The following is a 16,818-nucleotide window of genomic DNA, read 5'->3' on the forward strand; positions in this document are numbered from 1 at the left end:
CGCCAGCGTTCGTCCTGAGCCAGGATCAAACTCTCCGTAGATGATTTGATCGCGGCTGAGAACCAAGAGTTGGCACTCTCGATTTCAATCAACCAAAGGAATCCCCACCCCAACCACAAGTGACCAGGGCGCGGGGTTATTACTTGGCACTGACTTTCGGCACGCTGTTGAGTTCTCAAAGAGCGGACGCGCAGAAAACCCACCCTCACGGGCTTCGTCCCTGGCTGGATGTCCAACACTACGCCGGTTTCCAGCACCACCCGCAGGCGATGTGGTCCGGCGACCCTCCCGGGCCGCGCGGCGCATGGAGAACCATACACGATCCGGAGGGGGTCGTGCAGGGGGGTCCGTCAGAGCCCCAGGAAGCCCTCGATCCCCACCGTGAGGCCCGGGCGCCGACCGATCTCCCGGACGGCCAGCAGCACCCCCGGCATGAAGGAGGCACGGTCGAAGGAGTCGTGCCGCAGGGTGAGGGTCTCCCCCGCGGCCCCCATCAGCACCTCCTGGTGCGCCACGAGACCGGTGAGCCGGACGGCGTGCACCGGGACGCCTTCGACGTCCGCACCGCGGGCGCCGGGCAGCGCGTCCGTCGTCGCGTCCGGCGCCGGCGGCATGCCGGCGGCGCGTCGGGAAGCCGCCACCAGCCGCGCGGTGCGCGCGGCAGTGCCCGACGGGGCGTCGACCTTGTTGGGATGGTGCAGCTCGACGATCTCCACCGATGGGAAGAAGCGGGCCGCCTCCTGCGCGAACTTCATCAGCAGCACAGCGCCGATGCCGAAGTTGGGCGCGATCACCACGCCGACGTCGGGCTTGGGCTCCAGCCACTCGGCGATGGTGGCGAGCTTCGCCTCGTCGAACCCCGTCGTCCCGACGACGCAGTCGATGTTGTTGTCGATGCAGAAGCGGATGTTCTCCATGACGACGTCGGGCCGGGTGAAGTCGACGACGACCTGGGCCCCCGCGTTCGCGAGGTCGAAGAGCCAGTCCCCGTCGTCCACCATCGCGACCAGCTCGAGGTCGTCGGCCGCGTTGACCGCCTTGACCACCTCGGTGCCCATGCGTCCGCGGGCGCCGAGCACCCCGACGTTGAGAAGCGCGGGCGCCGGCTGCTGGCCAGGGACGGAGGTGCTGGTCACCCGGTCAGGCTAGGCGGTCGGGACGGCGGGGGACGCGGCGGGCGAGCCACTGCCACACGAGCAGGCCGACCAGCACCCCCACCATGTCGGCGAGCCAGTCGCCGATGGCGGCGTCCCGGCCGATCAGGCCCTGGATCACCTCGCTGGCAGCGGCGTAGAGCACCAGGACCGTTGCCAGCACGCCACGGCCGACCCCGGCCCAGCGCCCGGTGAGCGCCAGGGCGGCGAACAGCGAGGCGTGCACCAGCTTGTCGATCCCGTACGGCGCCGGCGGCACGTCCGAGGCCGGCGCGAACAGCACGGCGAAAGACACCAGGACGGCGACGGCGAACGCGCCTCGCGAGAACGGCGCATGCACCCCGAGATCCGGTCGCACGTCAGAGCCGATCGAGGTCGGACTCGCGATACGGCCCGACGACGGCGAGGCAGAACTCCTGCGCGAACAGCTCGGTGGCCACCGCGCGCACCTGGTCCTCGTCGACGGCGTCCAGCCGGCGCAGCACCTCGCGCACCGGCTCGTACGTGCCGAACGACAGCTCGCTCTTGCCCAGCCGGCTCATCCGGGACCCGGTGTCCTCGAGCCCGAGCACCATCCCGCCCTTGAGCTGCCCGCGGCCGCGGGCCACCTCCTCGGCGGTGATGCCGTCGGCGGCCACGCGGGCCAGCTCCTCGCGAATCAGTCGCAGGACCTCGGGAACCCGCTTCTTGGAGCAACCTGCGTACACGGAGAAGGCACCGGCACCGGCGTAGTGGGACAGCGCCGAGCCGACGCTGTAGACGAGGCCGCGCTTCTCCCGGATCTCCTGGAACAGCCGCGAGCTCATCCCGCCGCCGACGGCGGTGTCGAGCACCGCCGCCGCATACCGCCGCTCGTCCAGGCGGCCCATCGCCGGAGTGCCCAGCAGCAGGTGCGTCTGCTCCGTACGCCGCGAGATCAGGCCGGCCGGACGGGCGGGACGCTGCGGCGCGCCGTCCCCCAGCCGGAGCGGTGCGGGGCGGCCCTCGCCGTCCAGGCGATCGCCGAAGGCGGCGGTGACGAAGTCGAGCACCTGGGCGTGGTCGACGCGTCCGGCCGCGGTGACCACGATGGAGGGCATCGCGTAGCGGCTGCGGTACCAGCCGTCGACGTCGTCACGGGTGAGCGATTCGATCGACTCGACGGTCCCGAGCACGGACCGGCCGAGGGGGGTGTTCCCGAAGAGCGTCTCGGAGAACAGGTCGTGCACGGCGTCCGAGGGCTCGTCGTCGCGCATCGCGATCTCCTCGAGCACCACCGTCCGCTCGGACTCGAGATCGGCCGGGGTGTTGCACGCCTCGGTCACCAGGTCCGACAGCAGCGTCACCGCGAGCGGGAGGTCGCTGGCGAGCACGTTGGCGTAGTAGCAGGTGTGCTCCTTGGCGGTGAAGGCGTTCATCTCACCGCCGACCGCGTCCATCGCCGTCGCGATCTCGAGCGCGCTGCGGGTCGTCGTCCCCTTGAACAGCAGGTGCTCGAGGAAGTGCGACGACCCGGCCACGGCCGGGTGCTCGTCGCGCGAGCCGACCCCCACCCAGATGCCGAGGGTCGCCGAGAGGACGCCGGGCATTGTCTCGGTCAGGACGCGGAGGCCACCGGGGAGTTCGGTGCGTTCGACCCGGCCGCCGACCTCGTCGAGGTCGAGCAGCTGGGTGGTCCCGACGGGAACCGGGGCGGGTGCATCAGCACCCGCCCCGGCTCCCGTGATGTCAGGCGTTGTCACTCACCAGCGGGAGCATCAGCGGCCTCGGCCGGAGCGGCCGCGGCGGCGTCACCCTCGGCGACGGGGACGAGGCTGATCTTGCCGCGGGCGTCGATGTCGGTGATCTCCACCTGCATCTTGTCGCCGACGTTGGCCACGTCCTCGACCTTGCCGATGCGCTTGCCGCCACCGAGCTTGCTGATGTGCACCAGGCCGTCGCGGCCGGGCAGCAGGGAGACGAAGGCGCCGAACGGCGTGGTCTTGACGACCGTGCCGAGGAAGCGCTCGCCGACCTTCGGCAGCGTCGGGTTGGCGATGGCGTTGATCCGGTCCACCGCGGCCTGGGCCGAGGGGCCGTCGGAGGCGCCGACGTAGATCGTGCCGTCGTCCTCGATGGTGATGTCCGCGCCGGTCTCGTCCTGGATCGCGTTGATCATCTGGCCCTTGGGGCCGATGACCGCGCCGATCTTGTCGACCGGGATGCGCACCGTGGTCACGCGCGGGGCGTAGGGGCTCATCTCGTCGGGGCCGTCGATGGCCTCGCCCATGACGTCGAGGATGTGCAGCCGGGCCGCGCGGGCCTGGGTCAGCGCACCGGCGAGCACGTCGGAGGGGATGCCGTCGAGCTTCGTGTCCAGCTGGAGGGCCGTGACGAAGTCCTTGGTGCCGGCGACCTTGAAGTCCATGTCACCGAACGCGTCCTCGGCGCCGAGGATGTCCGTGAGGGCGACGTACTCGGTCTTGCCGTCGACCTCGTCGGACACCAGGCCCATGGCGATGCCGGCGACGGGCGCCTTCAGCGGCACACCGGCGTTGAGCAGGGCCAGCGTCGAGGCGCAGACCGAACCCATGGACGTCGAGCCGTTGGAGCCCAGCGCCTCCGACACCTGGCGGATCGCGTAGGGGAACTCCTCGCGGTTGGGCAGCACCGGCACGAGCGCCCGCTCGGCGAGCGCGCCGTGGCCGATCTCGCGGCGCTTGGGCGAACCCACGCGGCCGGTCTCACCGGTGGAGTACGGCGGGAAGTTGTAGTTGTGCATGTAGCGCTTGCGCGTCACCGGCGACAGCGTGTCCAGCTGCTGCTCCATGCGCAGCATGTTCAGCGTGGTGACACCCAGGATCTGGGTCTCGCCGCGCTCGAACAGCGCCGAGCCGTGCACGCGCGGGACGACCTCGACCTCGGCCGACAGCGGCCGGATGTCGGTCAGGCCGCGGCCGTCGATGCGGACCTTGTCGCGCAGGATCCGCTGGCGGACGACCTTCTTGGTCAGCGCGCGGAAGGCACCGGAGATCTCCTTCTCGCGGCCCTCGAACTGGCCGGCCAGGGCGGCCTTGACCTCGTCCTTGAGCGCGTCCGTGGCGTCCTCGCGCTCGTGCTTGCCGGCGATCTGCTGCGCCTGGGCCAGCTTGTCGCCGACCTGGGCCTCGACGGCGGCATAGACGTCGTCCTGGTAGTCGAGGAAGCGGGGGAACTCGGCGACCGGCTTGGCGGCCTTCGCAGCCAGCGCGGCCTGGGCGTCGCACAGCGCCTTGATGAAGGGCTTGGCGGCCTCGAGACCCTGGGCCACGACCTCCTCGGTCGGCGCGGTCGCGCCGCCGGCGATGAGCTCGATGGTCTTCTCGGTGGCCTCGGCCTCGACCATCATGATCGCGACGTCGCCGTCGGGCAGGACCCGGCCGGCCACGACCATGTCGAAGACGGCGTCCTCGAGCTCGGACTCGGTCGGGAAGCCGACCCACTGGCCGTTGATCAGCGCCACGCGGGTGCCGCCGACCGGGCCCGAGAACGGCAGGCCCGACAGCTGGGTGGACGCCGAGGCGCCGTTGATGGCCAGCACGTCGTAGAGGTGCTGCGGGTCCAGCGACATGACCGTGATGACCACCTGCACCTCGTTGCGCAGGCCCTTGGCGAAGGTCGGGCGCAGCGGGCGGTCGATCAGGCGGCAGGTGAGGATCGCGTCCTCCGACGGCCGGCCCTCGCGGCGGAAGAACGAGCCGGGGATGCGCCCGGCGGCGTACATCCGCTCCTCGACGTCCACGGTGAGCGGGAAGAAGTCGAACTGCTCCTTGGGCTGGCGGCCGGCCGTGGTGGCCGACAGCAGCATGGTGTCGCCGTGGGTGACGACGACGGAGCCGGCGGCCTGCTTGGCGAGGCGGCCGGTCTCGAAGGTGATCGAACGGCTGCCGAAGCTGCCGTTGTCGATGACCGCGGTGGCGGTGGTGACGCCGTCCTCGGGGTCGTACTCGGCCGTGATCGGGCCGGTGGTGGTGGGTGCGGACATGTGTCCTTCTCTCTTCTTTGTCGCATCGGCCTCGTGCCGGTCTGCGACTCCTCTGACGGCTTCCTGCCGTCCTGCGTCCGGGGCGACCGGTGCTCGATCGAAGCCCTCGGGACGCCGATGCTGCCCGAGGGCCACTACCGAGGACCGGCCCTCGAGGGACGCGTCCGGCGGCGGGCCGGTCTCGCGCGACGGGTGCCGCACGAGGAAGGGGACCGGCCCCGGGATGTCCCGGGAGCGGCCCCCTCGACGTACTAGCGGCGCAGGCCGAGTCGCTCGATGAGCGAGCGGTACCGAGTGATGTCGGTCTTCGCCAGGTAGTTCAGCAGGCGGCGACGACGCCCGACCAGCAGGAGCAGGCCCCGCCGGCTGTGGTGGTCGTGCTTGTGCATCTTGAGGTGCTCGGTCAGGTCGCTGATCCGACGGGTCAGCATCGCGACCTGCACCTCGGGCGAGCCGGTGTCGTTCTCGACCGTGGCGTACTCGGTCATGATCTGCTTCTTGAGAGCGCTTTCGAGCGCCATGGTTCGCCTCCGGGGCGGGTCACGTGTGGCCCCCGGTTTGAACCACGGGGGCAGCCTGCACACACGTCGGTTCCCCGACGTCGGGATCAAGGTTACATGCCCAGGATCACGCGGGTGTCGGAGACGTCCTTCCCCATCGCCTCGAGCAGCCCGTCCAGGTTCGCGAACGCTGCCATCGGGCGCAGCCGCCGGACGAACTCCACGCCCACGTGCTCGCCGTAGAGGTCACCGTCGTAGTCGAGGACGAACGCCTCCACGGTCCGCCGGCTGCCGCCGAAGGTCGGGTTGCTGCCGACGGAGATCGCCGCGGGGAACCGCTCCCGGCTCGCCCCGCTCCGCGGGTCGCGGGTGACCAGGCGCCCGGCGTAGACGCCGTCGGCCGGGATCGCGGTGAACGGAGGGCTCTCGACGTTCGCCGTCGGATAGCCCATCTCCCGGCCCCGACGGTCACCACGGACGACGATGCCGTCGACGCGGTGCGGTCGGCCCAGCGCGCGGGCCGCCGAGTCCATGTCACCGGCCGCCACGCAGGCGCGCACGTAGGTCGACGAGATGGTCACGTCGCCGCCGTCCGCGGCGTCCTCGGCCAGCGCGATCCCCTCGACGGCGAAGCCGAACCGCCGCCCCTCCGAGCGGAGAGTCTCGACCGTGCCGGCCGCCTTGTGCCCGTAGGTGAAGTTCTCCCCGACCACGACCTGCGCGGCGTGCAACTGCTCGACCAGGACCGAGTGGGTGAACGTCTCCGGGGAGAGCCGGCTGAACTCCTCGGTGAACGGCAGCACGCACATGGCGTCCACGCCGAGCTCGGCGACCAGTTCGGCCTTGCGGTCCAGCGAGGTGAGGATCGCGGGATGCGAACCCGGCCGCACGACCTCCGCCGGGTGCGGGTCGAAGGTGAGCAGCAGACACGGACGGCGCATCGCCCGGGCCCGCGAGACAGCCGTGCCGATCAGCTGCTGGTGCCCGCGGTGGACGCCGTCGTACATGCCGACGGTGACCACCGTCCGCCCGAGGTCCCCCGGGGTGGCCTCCAGCCCCCGCCAGCGCAGCACGGATCGCTCAGACGACCTGGTGCAGCCAGCCGTGGGCATCGGCGACCCGCCCGTGCTGGATGTCCAGGAGCGACTCCCGGAGCTTCATCGTCAGCTCGCCGGGCGTGCCGTCGCCGACGACGAAGTTCCCCGTGCGGGCCTTCACCTCGCCGACCGGGGTGATGACCGCAGCGGTGCCGCAGGCGAACGTCTCGGTGACCGTGCCGTCGGCGACCCCGGCCCGCCACTCGTCGACGCTGAACAGCCGCTCGGTGACGATGTGCCCCATCTCGCGGGCCATGGCGATCAGCGAGTCGCGGGTGATGCCGGGGAGCAGGGTGCCGGTCAGCGCGGGGGTGACCAGCTCGGCGTCGTCACCGGAGCCGAGCACGAAGAACAGGTTCATCCCGCCCATCTCCTCGACGTAGCGCTTCTCCACCGCGTCGAGCCAGACGACCTGGTCGCAGCCGGCCGCGATGGCCTGCTCCTGCGCGAGCAGGCTGGCGGCGTAGTTGCCCGCGCACTTGATGTCGCCGGTGCCGCCGGGGGCCGCCCGGATGTAGTCCTCGGACAGGTAGACCGAGACCGGCTGGACGCCGCGCGGGAAGTAGGCCCCGGCGGGGCTCGCGATGATCAGGAACAGGTACTCGTGCGCCGGCCGGACGCCGAGGAACGGCTCGCTGGCCAACTGGTACGGGCGGATGTAGAGCGTCTGGTCGGGACCGGTCGGCACCCAGTCGCGGTCGGCGTCGACCAGCGCGTCGACTGCGGCCAGGAACGCCTCCTCCGGCACCGGCGGCATGGCCAGCCGCTTGGCCCCCCGGGCGAAGCGGGCCGCGTTGGCCTCGGGCCGGAAGGTCGCGACGCTGCCGTCTGGCTGCGCGTAGGCCTTGAGACCCTCGAAGATCGACTGCGCGTAGTGCAGCGTCGCGGTGCTGGGGTCCAGCTGCAGCGGGGCGTAGGCGGTCAGCCGGGCGTCGTACCAGCCCTCCCCGGCCCGGTAGCGCGCCACGAACATGTGGTCGGTGAAGTACCGGCCGAAGCCGGGGTCGGCCAGCATCTCGGCGCGCTCGGCCCCGGAGCGACCGGTGACGTCCTCCACCACGAGCGGCACACCCTCGGTGAACATCCGGGAGGAGGTACGGCTGTCGGCGAGCGTGTCGGTCATGGCTCCCACCTGCGAGTGCGACGAACCGGCCCCGGGCGCGGGGCCGCTGCCCGCCACAGTAGCCGCCGTTCGTAGGACGTCCTGCTAACCGGTGTGCGGTCCGGCGGACTCGAGCACCTCGTAGGACCAGAGATGGGTCGACGGCGCGGCCGCGGGCGCCAGGGTGTCCCCTCCCCCCTCGTGGGCGCGGTCGAAGTCCTGCCCGGACTGCCACGACCGGTAGGCGCCCTCGCTGCTCCAGCGCGTGTAGACGAGGTACTGATCGGTGCCCTCCAGCGGGCGGAGCAGCTCGAACCACTCGAAGCCCGGGGTCTTCTCGACGGCGCCGGCGCGCCCCCGGAAGCGCTCCTCGAAGCGGGCCTGCTGCTCCGGGGGGACCGACACGGCGTTGATCTTGACGACACTCATGCCGGTGCCGTGCCCGGCACGGGCGCGGGTCAATCACGCGATGGGGCACGCTGGAGGCGTGAGCACGCACCGCACCGCCGATCTCGGCTTCGCCCGGCTGGATCTCGACCGCGCCCGGCGCACGGGTACGCCGGAGGTCGTCTACGCCGCCGGGAAGACGCCCCAGCAGACCGTGGCGTGCCTCGAGGCGCTGCGCGAGGGTGGGTCCGCGCTCGCCTGGGCGACCCGCGTGGACGAGGCGACTGCGGCGGCGATCCAGGACCGGTGGCCCGACGCCGTCCTCGATGCCGAGGCCCGCTGCGCCTTCGTGGGCGCGATCCCCGCGCCCGTCGGCAGCGTCCTGGTGCTCACCGCGGGCACGTCGGACGGCGCGGTCGCCGCGGAGGTCGCCGCCACGCTGGCGGCCAGCGGTGTCGGCTGCCGGCGGGTGGACGACGTCGGCGTCGCGGGCGTGCACCGCGTGCTGGCCGTCGCCCCCGACATCGCCGACGCCGACGTGGTGGTGGTCGTCGCCGGGATGGACGGCGCGCTGCCGAGCGTCGTCGCCGGCCTCACCGACCGGCTGGTCGTGGCCGTGCCGACGTCGGTCGGCTACGGCGCCGCGTTCGAGGGGCTGGCCGCCCTGCTGACCATGCTGACCGCCTGCGCGCCCGGCGTGCTCGTGGTGAACATCGACAACGGGTTCGGCGCGGGCGTGGCCGCGGCCCGGATCGTCCGGTCCGCCGCGGACTAGCGGCTGGTGGTCGGCGGCTACCGCCGGCGCACCTTCACGTCGTCCATGCAGGTCGCCGTCGACCGCAGGTTGCGGTAGCTCAGCCCGGCACCCTCCAGGTACTCGACCGCCGCCAGCTCGCCCGCCGTGCGCGCGACGTCCTCCTCACCGGCCCCCTCGTCCACGCGGACGACCACCCTGTGCTGGAAGGCGTCGAGCCGCTGGTCGTAGGTCAGCGTCCCCTCGTCGACGAAGGTCGCGACGAGCATGTCGTGCTCCGCCGCCTCGCTCCGCAGCCGCGCGCGGGTGCTGTCGTCCAGCCCGTCGAAGCGGCCACGGACGGTCACGCGGTACGTGCGGTCTGCCATGCCGAGCAGCGTAGGGATCCCCGGCGTCGGCGACCAGCGAATTGCGTCAGCGGTAGCGGACGGGGTCGGGCAGCAGCTCGTTCATCGATCCGGACCGGAAACCGCGCGCGTCCACCTCGACGCGCGCGAAGCCCGCCACGGCCTCGAGCAGCTCCGGCCGGGCGACCAGATCGGCGACCAGGGACACGTCGACCTCCACCCGCGCGGTGTCACCGCCCAGGTCGCGGACGCGGAGGTTGCGCACCGGCAGCCCGGCGGCGGTCATCGCGGTCCGCAGTCCGGCCTCCGCCTGCTCGACCCGGGCCAGGCCCTCGGCGGACACCGGGACGCCGTAGGCGATCCGGCTGGCCAGGCAGGCGGCGGCCGGCTTGTCGGCCAGGGGCAGATCCCAGCGGCGGGCCGCGGCGCGGACGTCGTCCTTCGTCATCCCGGCGCGGGCCAGTGGCGCCCAGGCGCCCCTCGCCGCGGCGGCCGCGATACCGGGCCGGAAGCCGGCGCGCAGGTCGTCGGCGTTGGTGCCGGTGACGACGTCGGCGATGCCGAGCCGGGCGGCCAGCGGGGTCAGGACGTCGACCAGCTCGGTCTTGCAGAACGCGCACCGGTTGCCGGCGTTGGCGACGTAGCCCGGGCGGGACAGCTCGTCAGTGCGCGGGAACTCGTGGCGCACCCCGAGCGCGGATCCGAACACCGCCGCACCGTCGCGCTCGGACGCCGGCAGGCTGGGCGAGACCGCCGTCGCGGCCACGACCCGCTCGGCACCCATCGCCCGCACCGCGGCGGCGAGCACCACGCCGGAGTCCACGCCCCCGGAGAACGCGACGAGCACCCCCGGGAGCGCCGCGAACTGCCCCGCCAGGGCGTCGAGTCGGTCGTCCAGCGTGCTCATGTAGGGCAGGCTCTCACGCCGCCGGGAAACCGACGGCGACCCGTGCGGTGCTGCCGGCGTCCTCGAGGAGCGCGACCAACCGGCCGGCGCTGTCCAGCGCGGCGTGCGGCCCCGGGGCGCCCGACGCCGGGATGCGCTGCCCGTAGAAGAGCGCGCGGGCCTCCTCGTCGGTGACCGCGCGCGTCGGGAAGACCGTGGCGGCCGCCTCGGCCAGGGGCAGGAAGCCGGTGCCGCCGTCGGCCAGCAGGGCCGCCCCGGCCTCCTCGACGGGTGCCGCCCGGGCGACCGCGAAGGGGCCGGACGTCGTCCGCCGGAGTGCGGTGAGGTGACCGCCGACGCCGAGGGCGGCGCCGGCGTCGCGGGCGATGGCACGGATGTACGTGCCGGCGGTGCAGGCCACGGTGACGTCGACGTCGACCAGGTCCGGCGTCGGTCGCTCGATCCGGTGGACGTCGAGCCGGTGCACGGTGACCGACCGCGGCGCCAGCGCCACCGCCTCGCCGGCCCGCACGCGGTCGTAGGAGCGCCGTCCGTCGACCTTGACCGCGCTCACGGACGAGGGCACCTGCTGCAGCGCGCCGGTCTGGGCGGCGAGCCCCATGCGGATCGCGTCGTCGCCCAGGTGCGCGGTAGAAGTGGTGGTCAGCACCTCGCCCTCGCGGTCGTCGGTGACCGTGGACTGCCCGAACCGGATGGTCGCCTCGTAGGTCTTGTCGTGCCCGCCCACGTAGCCCAGCAGCCGAGTGGCCGCGCCGACGCCCAGGATCAGCAGCCCGGTGGCCATCGGGTCGAGGGTGCCGGCGTGGCCGACCTTGCGCACCGACAGCACCCGGCGGGCGCGGGCCACGACGTCGTGCGAGGTCATGCCGCCGGGCTTGTCGACCAGCAGCAGACCGGGCGGGACGTCGGCGTCGGGCTTGCGGGGGCTCACCCGGTAACTGTCACAGGCGCCGCGAGCCAGCGATCACCCGCCACCCGGACGAGCGTGCCGACCAGGCGCAGCCCGATGAACAGGCACAGCCCCGTCCACACGCCTTCCAGTCCCCAGTGCAACGGCCCGGCCAGCAACGACAGGGGCAGGAAGCCGACGACGGCCGCCCCGATCGTGAGCGTGCGCAGGTAGCCGACGTCCCCGGCGCCCATGAGGACGCCGTCGAGCGCGAAGACCACGCCGGCGAGCGGCTGCATGCCGGCCAGGAACCACCAGACCACCTCGGCCTGGCCGAGGACGACGGCGTCGCTGGTGAACACCGGCAGCAGCACGTCGCGGAACGCGAGCAGGGCCCCCGCCACCACCAGCCCGGTGCCCAGCCCCCAGAGGGCGACCCGGCGGGCGGTGGCCCGGGCCTGGTCCGCGTGGCCCGCACCCAGGGCATGGCCGACCAGGGTCTGGGCGGCGATCGCGTAGGCGTCGAGCACCAGCGCCAGAAAGAAGAACAACTGCAGGGCGATCTGGTGGGCGCCGCGCGACGCGGTGCCGGCTCGCGCGGCGACCCCGGCCGCCACCAGGAAGGACAGCTGCAGCACCGCGGCGCGCAGCAGCAGGTCGCGGCCGATGACGAGCTGGGTGCGGACGGCGGCCCAGCGCGGCCGCCACGCGACGTCCTCGCGGGCCAGGGCACGGACGAACAGGGCCGCGGTCACCCCCTGACCGGCCACGTTCGCGACGGCCGACCCCGCCAGGCCGAGTCCCGCGGGGAACACCAGCAGCGGGCACAGCACGAGGCTGACCACGCTGCCGGCCAGCACGTACCGCACCGGTCGCCGCAGCTCCTGCACCCCGCGCAGCCAGCCGTTCCCGGCAAGTGACACGAGCAGCAGCGGCGCGCCGCAGCCGGCGATCCGCAGCCACTGTTCCCCCGCCGCGGCGACCGGTCCGGCGCCACCGGCGAGGAGGCGGGTGAGCGGGCCGGCGAGCAGCTGGAAGAAGACCAGGACGACGAGCCCGAGACCGACCGCCAGCCAGGTGGCCTGCACGCCCTCGGCGACCGCCCCCGCGCGGTCACCGGCGCCGGCCCGCCGGGCGGCACGCGCCGTCGTCCCGTAGGCCAGGAAGTTCAGCAGGGCCGCGGCCCAGGCCAGCAGCCCGCCCCCGACGGCGAGTCCACCGAGGGCGACGGTGCCGAGGTGGCCCACCACGGCGGTGTCGACCAGCAGGTACAGCGGCTCCGCTGCAAGGACGACGAGCGCCGGCACGGCCAGCGCGAGGACGGAGGGCGCGCGGGTCACTCGCTCAACGCTGCGCGCAGGGCCTCGATCGTCTTCTCCCGGTCGAGGTAGGAGCTGTAACCGGCGGCCAGGGTGTGCCCACCGCCGCCGAGCGTCATGGCGACCCGGGCGAGGTCGCTGCCGCCGCGGGAGCGCAGGGACACCGACCAGGACCCGTCGTCCTGGCCCTTGAGCACGCACGCGACGTCGGCCTCCTGCGTCGAGCGGACGACGTCGACCAGGGCCTCGAGCTGCTCGCCGGGCAGCCCGTACTCCGCCGCCTCGGCGGTGCTCGACCAGGTCCAGACCAGGCCGCCGTCGCCGACCTCGGGCTCGAGGACGGCGCGACCCGTGACCGCCGAGAGCAGGCCGAGCCAGCCGAACGGTGCGGTGTCGAACAGGCGGCGACTGATCTGGGAGTGGTCGATGCCGGTCGAGAGCAGCCGGGCGGCGAGTTCGTGGGTCTCGGGCCGGGTGTTGCCGAAGCGGAAGGAGCCGGTGTCGGCGGAGAGTCCCGCGTAGAGGCAGGTGGCCAGCTGCTCGTCGATGCCCACGCCGAGATCGTCCAGCAGCCCCGCGACCAGGGTGACGGTCGCCGGGGCCGCACCGTCGATCAGCTGGACGTCGCCGAAGCCGGGGTTGCTGGCGTGGTGGTCGACGACGACCGACACGCCGGCGTCGTCGAGCAATGCCGCGAGCTCGCCGAGCCGGCCCGCCGAGGCGGCGTCCAGGCTGACGAACACGTCCGGGGACGACGGCACCTCCGACGAGGGCACCAGCCCCTCGGCCCCCGGCAGCCAGCCGAGCGACGCCGGGAGGGTGAACGGGTTCGGGAACGTGGTCAGCACGCGGGCGCCCCGGCGCCGGAGACCCTCGGCGAGTGCCAGCGTGCTGCCGAGCGCGTCGGCGTCGGGCTGCACGTGCCCGGACAGGACGACCGTGGCGCGGGCGTCGGCCGCCTCGGCCAGCACCGAGGCGGCCGTGCGGGACCGGGGCGCGATGCCGCGCCGCGACGAGACGGTCACGGAGCCGGCGGAGCGTCGCGCTCCTCCGTCACGCTCCCTCCGCCGACCGGGAACGTCGTTCCGTCCGACGGCTCGTCGGCGGCGACGCTGGGCGCCTCGCCGATCTCGCCGTCCTTGCCGCCGTGGGTCGGGTCGCCGGCGTCGGGTGCGGCGTGGCCGCCCAGCTGGGGCAGCCCCGGCTCGTTCGGATCCGGGTCGACTTCAGTCACAGTGCACTCCTGCTCCGGACGGCGGTGTCGTCAGCACTGTCATCGGCAGGATGGGGCACAACCGTGTCGAGGTCCGCCAGATCGTCGTCCCCGTCGTCCTCGGCCGGCTTGCGGTACGGGTCGGCCTCGCCGGCGTACTGCGCGCCCTCTCGGGCCCGGGCGAGCTCCGCGTCGGCGTGCCGGGCCCGCTCGAGGGCCTCCTCGAGCTCCCGCGCGGTGTCCGGGACGATGTCGGCGATGAAGGTCAGCGTGGGCACGAACTTGATGCCGGTCTGCTTGCCGACCGTGGCCCGGAGGATGCCGGTCGCACTGGCCAGCGCGGCCGCCGAGTCGGCGATCTGGGTCTCGTCCCCGTAGACGGTGTAGAAGACGGTCGCCTCGCGGAGGTCACCGGTGACCTTGGCGTCGGTCACGGTGACCATGCCCAGCCGGGGGTCCTTGATCTGCATCTCGATCGCCTCGGAGACGATCTGCCGGATGCGCACCGCCAGCTTGCGTGCGCGGGCCGGGTCAGCCATGGGACCTCCTCGATAGGGCGTCCGAAGACGCCAGGTGGACAGTGGTCGGTACTAGTCGTCGCTGTCGCTGAAGAGCTGACGATGCGTCGACAGCAGCGTCACCTCCGGTCGCTCGGCCAGCAACCGCTCGCAGGCATTCAGGATGTCGCCCACCTGTCCGGCGTCGCCGGCGACCGCGGCGACGCCGACCACCGCGCGCCGGTGCAGGTCCTGGTCACCGACCTCGGCCGCGGACACCGCGAAGCGGCGCCGGAGCTCGGCCACGATCGGCCGGACGAGGGCCCGCTTGCCCTTGAGCGAGTGGACGTCGCCCAGCAACAGGTCGGCGGTGAGCGTGCCCGTGAACACAGCCCTCCGTCCCCGTTCGGTCGACGTCCTCCCTCACCGTTCGGGGTCCTCCCTCACCGTCGACGGCGAGGGAGGACCCCTGATGATCAGGGAACCTGATCATCAGGGGACCCCGGCGGCGATCAGGTGCGCGGGATCTCGCGCATCTCGAAGGTCTCGATCACGTCGTCGACCTTGATGTCGTTGAACGACCCCAGTCCGATACCGCACTCGTAGCCCTCGCGGACCTCGGTCGCGTCGTCCTTGAAGCGGCGGAGGGACTCCACCGTCAGGTTGTCTGCGACCACGGCACCGTCACGCATGAGCCGTGCCTTCGAGTTGCGGACGATCGTGCCGCTGCGGACCAGCGAACCGGCGACGTTGCCGATCTTCGGCACCCGGAAGACCTCGCGGACCTCCGCCGTGCCGAGCTGGACCTCCTCGTAGACGGGCTTGAGCATGCCCTTGAGGGCGGCCTCGATCTCGTCGATGGCCTGGTAGAGGACCGTGTAGTACCGGACGTCCACCCCCTCGCGGTTGGCGAGCTCGGTGGCCTGCCCCTCGGCCCGGACGTTGAAGCCCAGGACGATGACGTCGTCGGCCAGCGCCAGGTCGATGTCGCTCTTGGTGATGCCACCGACGCCGCGGTGGATGACCCGCAGCGAGATGTCGTCGCTCACCTCGATCTTCATCAGCGCCTCTTCGAGCGCCTCGACGGTGCCCGAGTTGTCGCCCTTGATGATCAGGTTGAGCTGGCGGGTCTCCTTGAGCGCGGCGTCGAGGTCCTCGAGGCTGATCCGCTTGCGCATGGAGGCGTTCTGCGCGCTGCGGATACGGGCCTGGCGGCGGTCGGCGATCTGCCGGGCCACCCGGTCCTCCTCGACGACCAGGAAGGTGTCGCCGGCACGCGGCACCGAGGTGAGGCCGACGACCTGGACCGGCCGCGACGGCAGGGCCTCCTTGAGCTTGTTGCCGTGCTCGTCGAGCAGCGACCGGACGCGTCCGTAGGCGTCGCCGGCCACGAGCGAGTCGCCCTGGCGCAGCGTGCCGCGCTGGACGAGCACCGTGGCGACGGGGCCCCGGCCCTTGTCCAGCTTGGCGTCGATGACCACACCCTGCGGGTCCTGCTCGGTGTTCGCGCGCAGGTCCAGCGAGGCGTCCGCGGTCAGCAGGATCGCCGTGAGGAGCTCGTCGAGACCCTGGCGCGTGGTCGCGGAGACGTCGACGAACATCGTGTCGCCGCCGTACTCCTCGGCCACCAGCCCGTACTCGGTGAGCTGCTGCCGGATCTTGGCGGGGTTGGCCCCCTCCTTGTCGATCTTGTTGACCGCCACCACGATCGGCACCTCGGCGGCCTGGGCGTGGTTGAGCGCCTCGACCGTCTGGGGCATGACGCCGTCGTCGGCCGCGACGACCAGGACGACGATGTCGGTGACCTTCGCGCCTCGGGCCCGCATCGCGGTGAACGACTCGTGACCCGGGGTGTCGATGAAGGTGATCGGACGCTCGTTGTGCTCCAGCTCGGTGACGATCTGGTAGGCGCCGATGTGCTGGGTGATGCCGCCGGCCTCGCGTGACACGACGTTCGTGTGCCGCAGCGCGTCCAACAGCTTCGTCTTGCCGTGGTCGACGTGACCCATGACGGTCACCACCGGCGGACGGGACTCCCAGTCGCCCTCCTCGCCCTCTTCGTCGCCGAAGGTGAGGTCGAAGTCCTCGAGCAGCTCGCGGTCCTCGTCCTCCGGGCTCACCACCTGGATGACCCAGCCGATCTCGGCACCGAGCAACTGCAACGTCTCGTCGTTGACCGACTGCGTGGCGGTGACCATCTCGCCCAGGTGGAACAACGCCGTGACCAGCGCCGCCGGCTGTGCGTTGATGCGCTCGGCGAGGTCGGTCAGCGAGGCGCCACGCGGGAGCCGGACGGTCTGCCCGTTGCCGCGGGGCAGCTGCACGCCGCCCATCGACGGCGCCGCCATGGAGTCGAACTCCTGACGCCGCTGCTTCTTGCTCTTGCGGCCACGGACCGGGCCACGACCGCCGGGGCGGCCGAACGCGCCGGCAGTGCCGGCACCCGAGCCACCACGGCCACGGCCACGGCCACCGCCGCCACCACGGAAACCACCGCCGGCGGGCGCACCCGCACCGGGCGCTCCGCCACCGCCGCCGGGACGGAAACCACCGCCACCGCCGGCACCGCCGGGACCACCCGGACGGCCACGGCCACCGGGGCCACCGGGGCCGCCACCGGGACGACCGCCACCAGCCGGCCGCGGCGGCATCATGCCGGGCGACGGGCGC

General features: G+C 72.7%; 18 protein-coding genes. 1 reads left to right on the top strand and 17 read right to left on the bottom strand.

The window, feature by feature from the left end; all coding sequences use genetic code 11:
- Nucleotides 1–350 precede the first annotated feature (350 nt).
- The 8 genes from dapB to AC2H4J_RS13585 form a co-directional block, all read right to left on the bottom strand.
- Nucleotides 351–1,136 (bottom strand): 4-hydroxy-tetrahydrodipicolinate reductase, encoded by a 786-nt coding sequence (gene dapB, locus AC2H4J_RS13550; protein ID WP_487465396.1) that lies wholly within the window; start codon nucleotides 1,134–1,136, stop codon nucleotides 351–353.
- 4 nt (nucleotides 1,137–1,140) lie between these two features.
- Nucleotides 1,141–1,512 carry a VanZ family protein gene (locus AC2H4J_RS13555; protein ID WP_487465397.1) on the bottom strand — a complete coding sequence of 124 codons (372 nt, stop codon included), beginning with the start codon at nucleotides 1,510–1,512 and terminating at the stop codon, nucleotides 1,141–1,143.
- A 1-nt stretch (nucleotide 1,513) separates the two neighbouring features.
- Nucleotides 1,514–2,875, bottom strand: a complete 1,362-nt coding sequence (locus AC2H4J_RS13560; RefSeq protein ID WP_487465398.1) for a M16 family metallopeptidase — start codon at nucleotides 2,873–2,875, stop codon at nucleotides 1,514–1,516.
- Complete coding sequence (locus AC2H4J_RS13565) at nucleotides 2,872–5,136, bottom strand: polyribonucleotide nucleotidyltransferase (protein ID WP_487465399.1); 2,265 nt, start codon at nucleotides 5,134–5,136, stop codon at nucleotides 2,872–2,874. Before AC2H4J_RS13565 ends, AC2H4J_RS13560 begins: the two co-directional genes overlap by 4 nt.
- A 251-nt stretch (nucleotides 5,137–5,387) precedes the next feature.
- Nucleotides 5,388–5,657: a 30S ribosomal protein S15 gene (gene rpsO, locus AC2H4J_RS13570; protein ID WP_487465400.1), complete on the bottom strand. Its 270-nt coding sequence runs from the start codon at nucleotides 5,655–5,657 to the stop codon at nucleotides 5,388–5,390.
- 92 nt (nucleotides 5,658–5,749) lie between these two features.
- Nucleotides 5,750–6,709, bottom strand: coding sequence for a bifunctional riboflavin kinase/FAD synthetase (locus AC2H4J_RS13575; protein WP_487465401.1), 960 nt, complete (start codon nucleotides 6,707–6,709; stop codon nucleotides 5,750–5,752).
- A 7-nt stretch (nucleotides 6,710–6,716) separates the two neighbouring features.
- The gene (locus tag AC2H4J_RS13580; RefSeq protein WP_487465402.1) at nucleotides 6,717–7,856 is read right to left on the bottom strand and encodes a branched-chain amino acid aminotransferase; all 1,140 of its coding nucleotides are present in this window, start codon (nucleotides 7,854–7,856) and stop codon (nucleotides 6,717–6,719) included.
- An 84-nt stretch (nucleotides 7,857–7,940) separates the two neighbouring features.
- The gene (locus AC2H4J_RS13585) at nucleotides 7,941–8,264 is read right to left on the bottom strand and encodes an antibiotic biosynthesis monooxygenase family protein (RefSeq protein WP_487465403.1); all 324 of its coding nucleotides are present in this window, start codon (nucleotides 8,262–8,264) and stop codon (nucleotides 7,941–7,943) included.
- A 58-nt stretch (nucleotides 8,265–8,322) separates the two neighbouring features.
- On the opposite strand from AC2H4J_RS13585, the gene larB reads away from it, so the two are divergent.
- Complete coding sequence (larB, locus tag AC2H4J_RS13590) at nucleotides 8,323–8,997, top strand: nickel pincer cofactor biosynthesis protein LarB (protein ID WP_487465404.1); 675 nt, start codon at nucleotides 8,323–8,325, stop codon at nucleotides 8,995–8,997.
- A 17-nt stretch (nucleotides 8,998–9,014) separates the two neighbouring features.
- Here the strand turns inward: larB and AC2H4J_RS13595 are convergent, their stop codons facing one another.
- The 9 genes from AC2H4J_RS13595 to infB form a co-directional block, all read right to left on the bottom strand.
- Nucleotides 9,015–9,344, bottom strand: coding sequence for a DUF6204 family protein (locus AC2H4J_RS13595; protein WP_487465405.1), 330 nt, complete (start codon nucleotides 9,342–9,344; stop codon nucleotides 9,015–9,017).
- Between the two features lie 46 nt (nucleotides 9,345–9,390).
- Nucleotides 9,391–10,230 (bottom strand): ATP-dependent sacrificial sulfur transferase LarE, encoded by an 840-nt coding sequence (gene larE / locus AC2H4J_RS13600; RefSeq protein ID WP_487465406.1) that lies wholly within the window; start codon nucleotides 10,228–10,230, stop codon nucleotides 9,391–9,393.
- Nucleotides 10,231–10,243: 13 nt separating this feature from the next.
- Entirely contained in the window at nucleotides 10,244–11,161 is a 918-nt protein-coding gene (gene truB / locus AC2H4J_RS13605; protein WP_487465407.1) for a tRNA pseudouridine(55) synthase TruB, read from the bottom strand.
- Nucleotides 11,158–12,459 (bottom strand): MATE family efflux transporter, encoded by a 1,302-nt coding sequence (locus AC2H4J_RS13610; RefSeq protein WP_487465408.1) that lies wholly within the window; start codon nucleotides 12,457–12,459, stop codon nucleotides 11,158–11,160. The genes truB and AC2H4J_RS13610 overlap by 4 nt, the downstream gene beginning before the upstream one ends.
- Nucleotides 12,456–13,463 carry a DHH family phosphoesterase gene (locus AC2H4J_RS13615; protein WP_487465409.1) on the bottom strand — a complete coding sequence of 336 codons (1,008 nt, stop codon included), beginning with the start codon at nucleotides 13,461–13,463 and terminating at the stop codon, nucleotides 12,456–12,458. The genes AC2H4J_RS13610 and AC2H4J_RS13615 overlap by 4 nt, the downstream gene beginning before the upstream one ends.
- Nucleotides 13,460–13,672 (bottom strand): hypothetical protein, encoded by a 213-nt coding sequence (locus tag AC2H4J_RS13620; RefSeq protein WP_487465410.1) that lies wholly within the window; start codon nucleotides 13,670–13,672, stop codon nucleotides 13,460–13,462. The genes AC2H4J_RS13615 and AC2H4J_RS13620 overlap by 4 nt, the downstream gene beginning before the upstream one ends.
- A complete protein-coding gene (gene rbfA, locus AC2H4J_RS13625; protein WP_487465411.1) occupies nucleotides 13,669–14,190 on the bottom strand; it encodes a 30S ribosome-binding factor RbfA in 522 nt (173 codons plus the stop codon). The genes AC2H4J_RS13620 and rbfA overlap by 4 nt, the downstream gene beginning before the upstream one ends.
- A 51-nt stretch (nucleotides 14,191–14,241) precedes the next feature.
- Complete coding sequence (locus AC2H4J_RS13630) at nucleotides 14,242–14,538, bottom strand: DUF503 domain-containing protein (RefSeq protein ID WP_487465412.1); 297 nt, start codon at nucleotides 14,536–14,538, stop codon at nucleotides 14,242–14,244.
- A 122-nt stretch (nucleotides 14,539–14,660) separates the two neighbouring features.
- Entirely contained in the window at nucleotides 14,661–16,496 is a 1,836-nt protein-coding gene (gene infB / locus AC2H4J_RS13635; RefSeq protein WP_487465821.1) for a translation initiation factor IF-2, read from the bottom strand.
- Nucleotides 16,497–16,818: the final 322 nt, after the last annotated feature.

It is taken from the genome of Blastococcus sp. OS1-29 (assembly GCF_057628075.1).

What these genes read in the sequence shown, in the direction of transcription:
- larE (WP_487465406.1), bottom strand. Translation starts at nt 10,230, where the DNA reads ATGAGCACGCTGGACGACCGACTCGACGCCCTGGCGGGGCAGTTCGCG.
- rbfA (WP_487465411.1), bottom strand. Translation starts at nt 14,190, where the DNA reads ATGGCTGACCCGGCCCGCGCACGCAAGCTGGCGGTGCGCATCCGGCAG.
- AC2H4J_RS13565 (WP_487465399.1), bottom strand. Translation starts at nt 5,136, where the DNA reads ATGTCCGCACCCACCACCACCGGCCCGATCACGGCCGAGTACGACCCC.
- rpsO (WP_487465400.1), bottom strand. Translation starts at nt 5,657, where the DNA reads ATGGCGCTCGAAAGCGCTCTCAAGAAGCAGATCATGACCGAGTACGCC.
- AC2H4J_RS13580 (WP_487465402.1), bottom strand. Translation starts at nt 7,856, where the DNA reads ATGACCGACACGCTCGCCGACAGCCGTACCTCCTCCCGGATGTTCACC.
- AC2H4J_RS13595 (WP_487465405.1), bottom strand. Translation starts at nt 9,344, where the DNA reads ATGGCAGACCGCACGTACCGCGTGACCGTCCGTGGCCGCTTCGACGGG.
- AC2H4J_RS13585 (WP_487465403.1), bottom strand. Translation starts at nt 8,264, where the DNA reads ATGAGTGTCGTCAAGATCAACGCCGTGTCGGTCCCCCCGGAGCAGCAG.
- infB (WP_487465821.1), bottom strand. Translation starts at nt 16,496, where the DNA reads ATGGCGGCGCCGTCGATGGGCGGCGTGCAGCTGCCCCGCGGCAACGGG.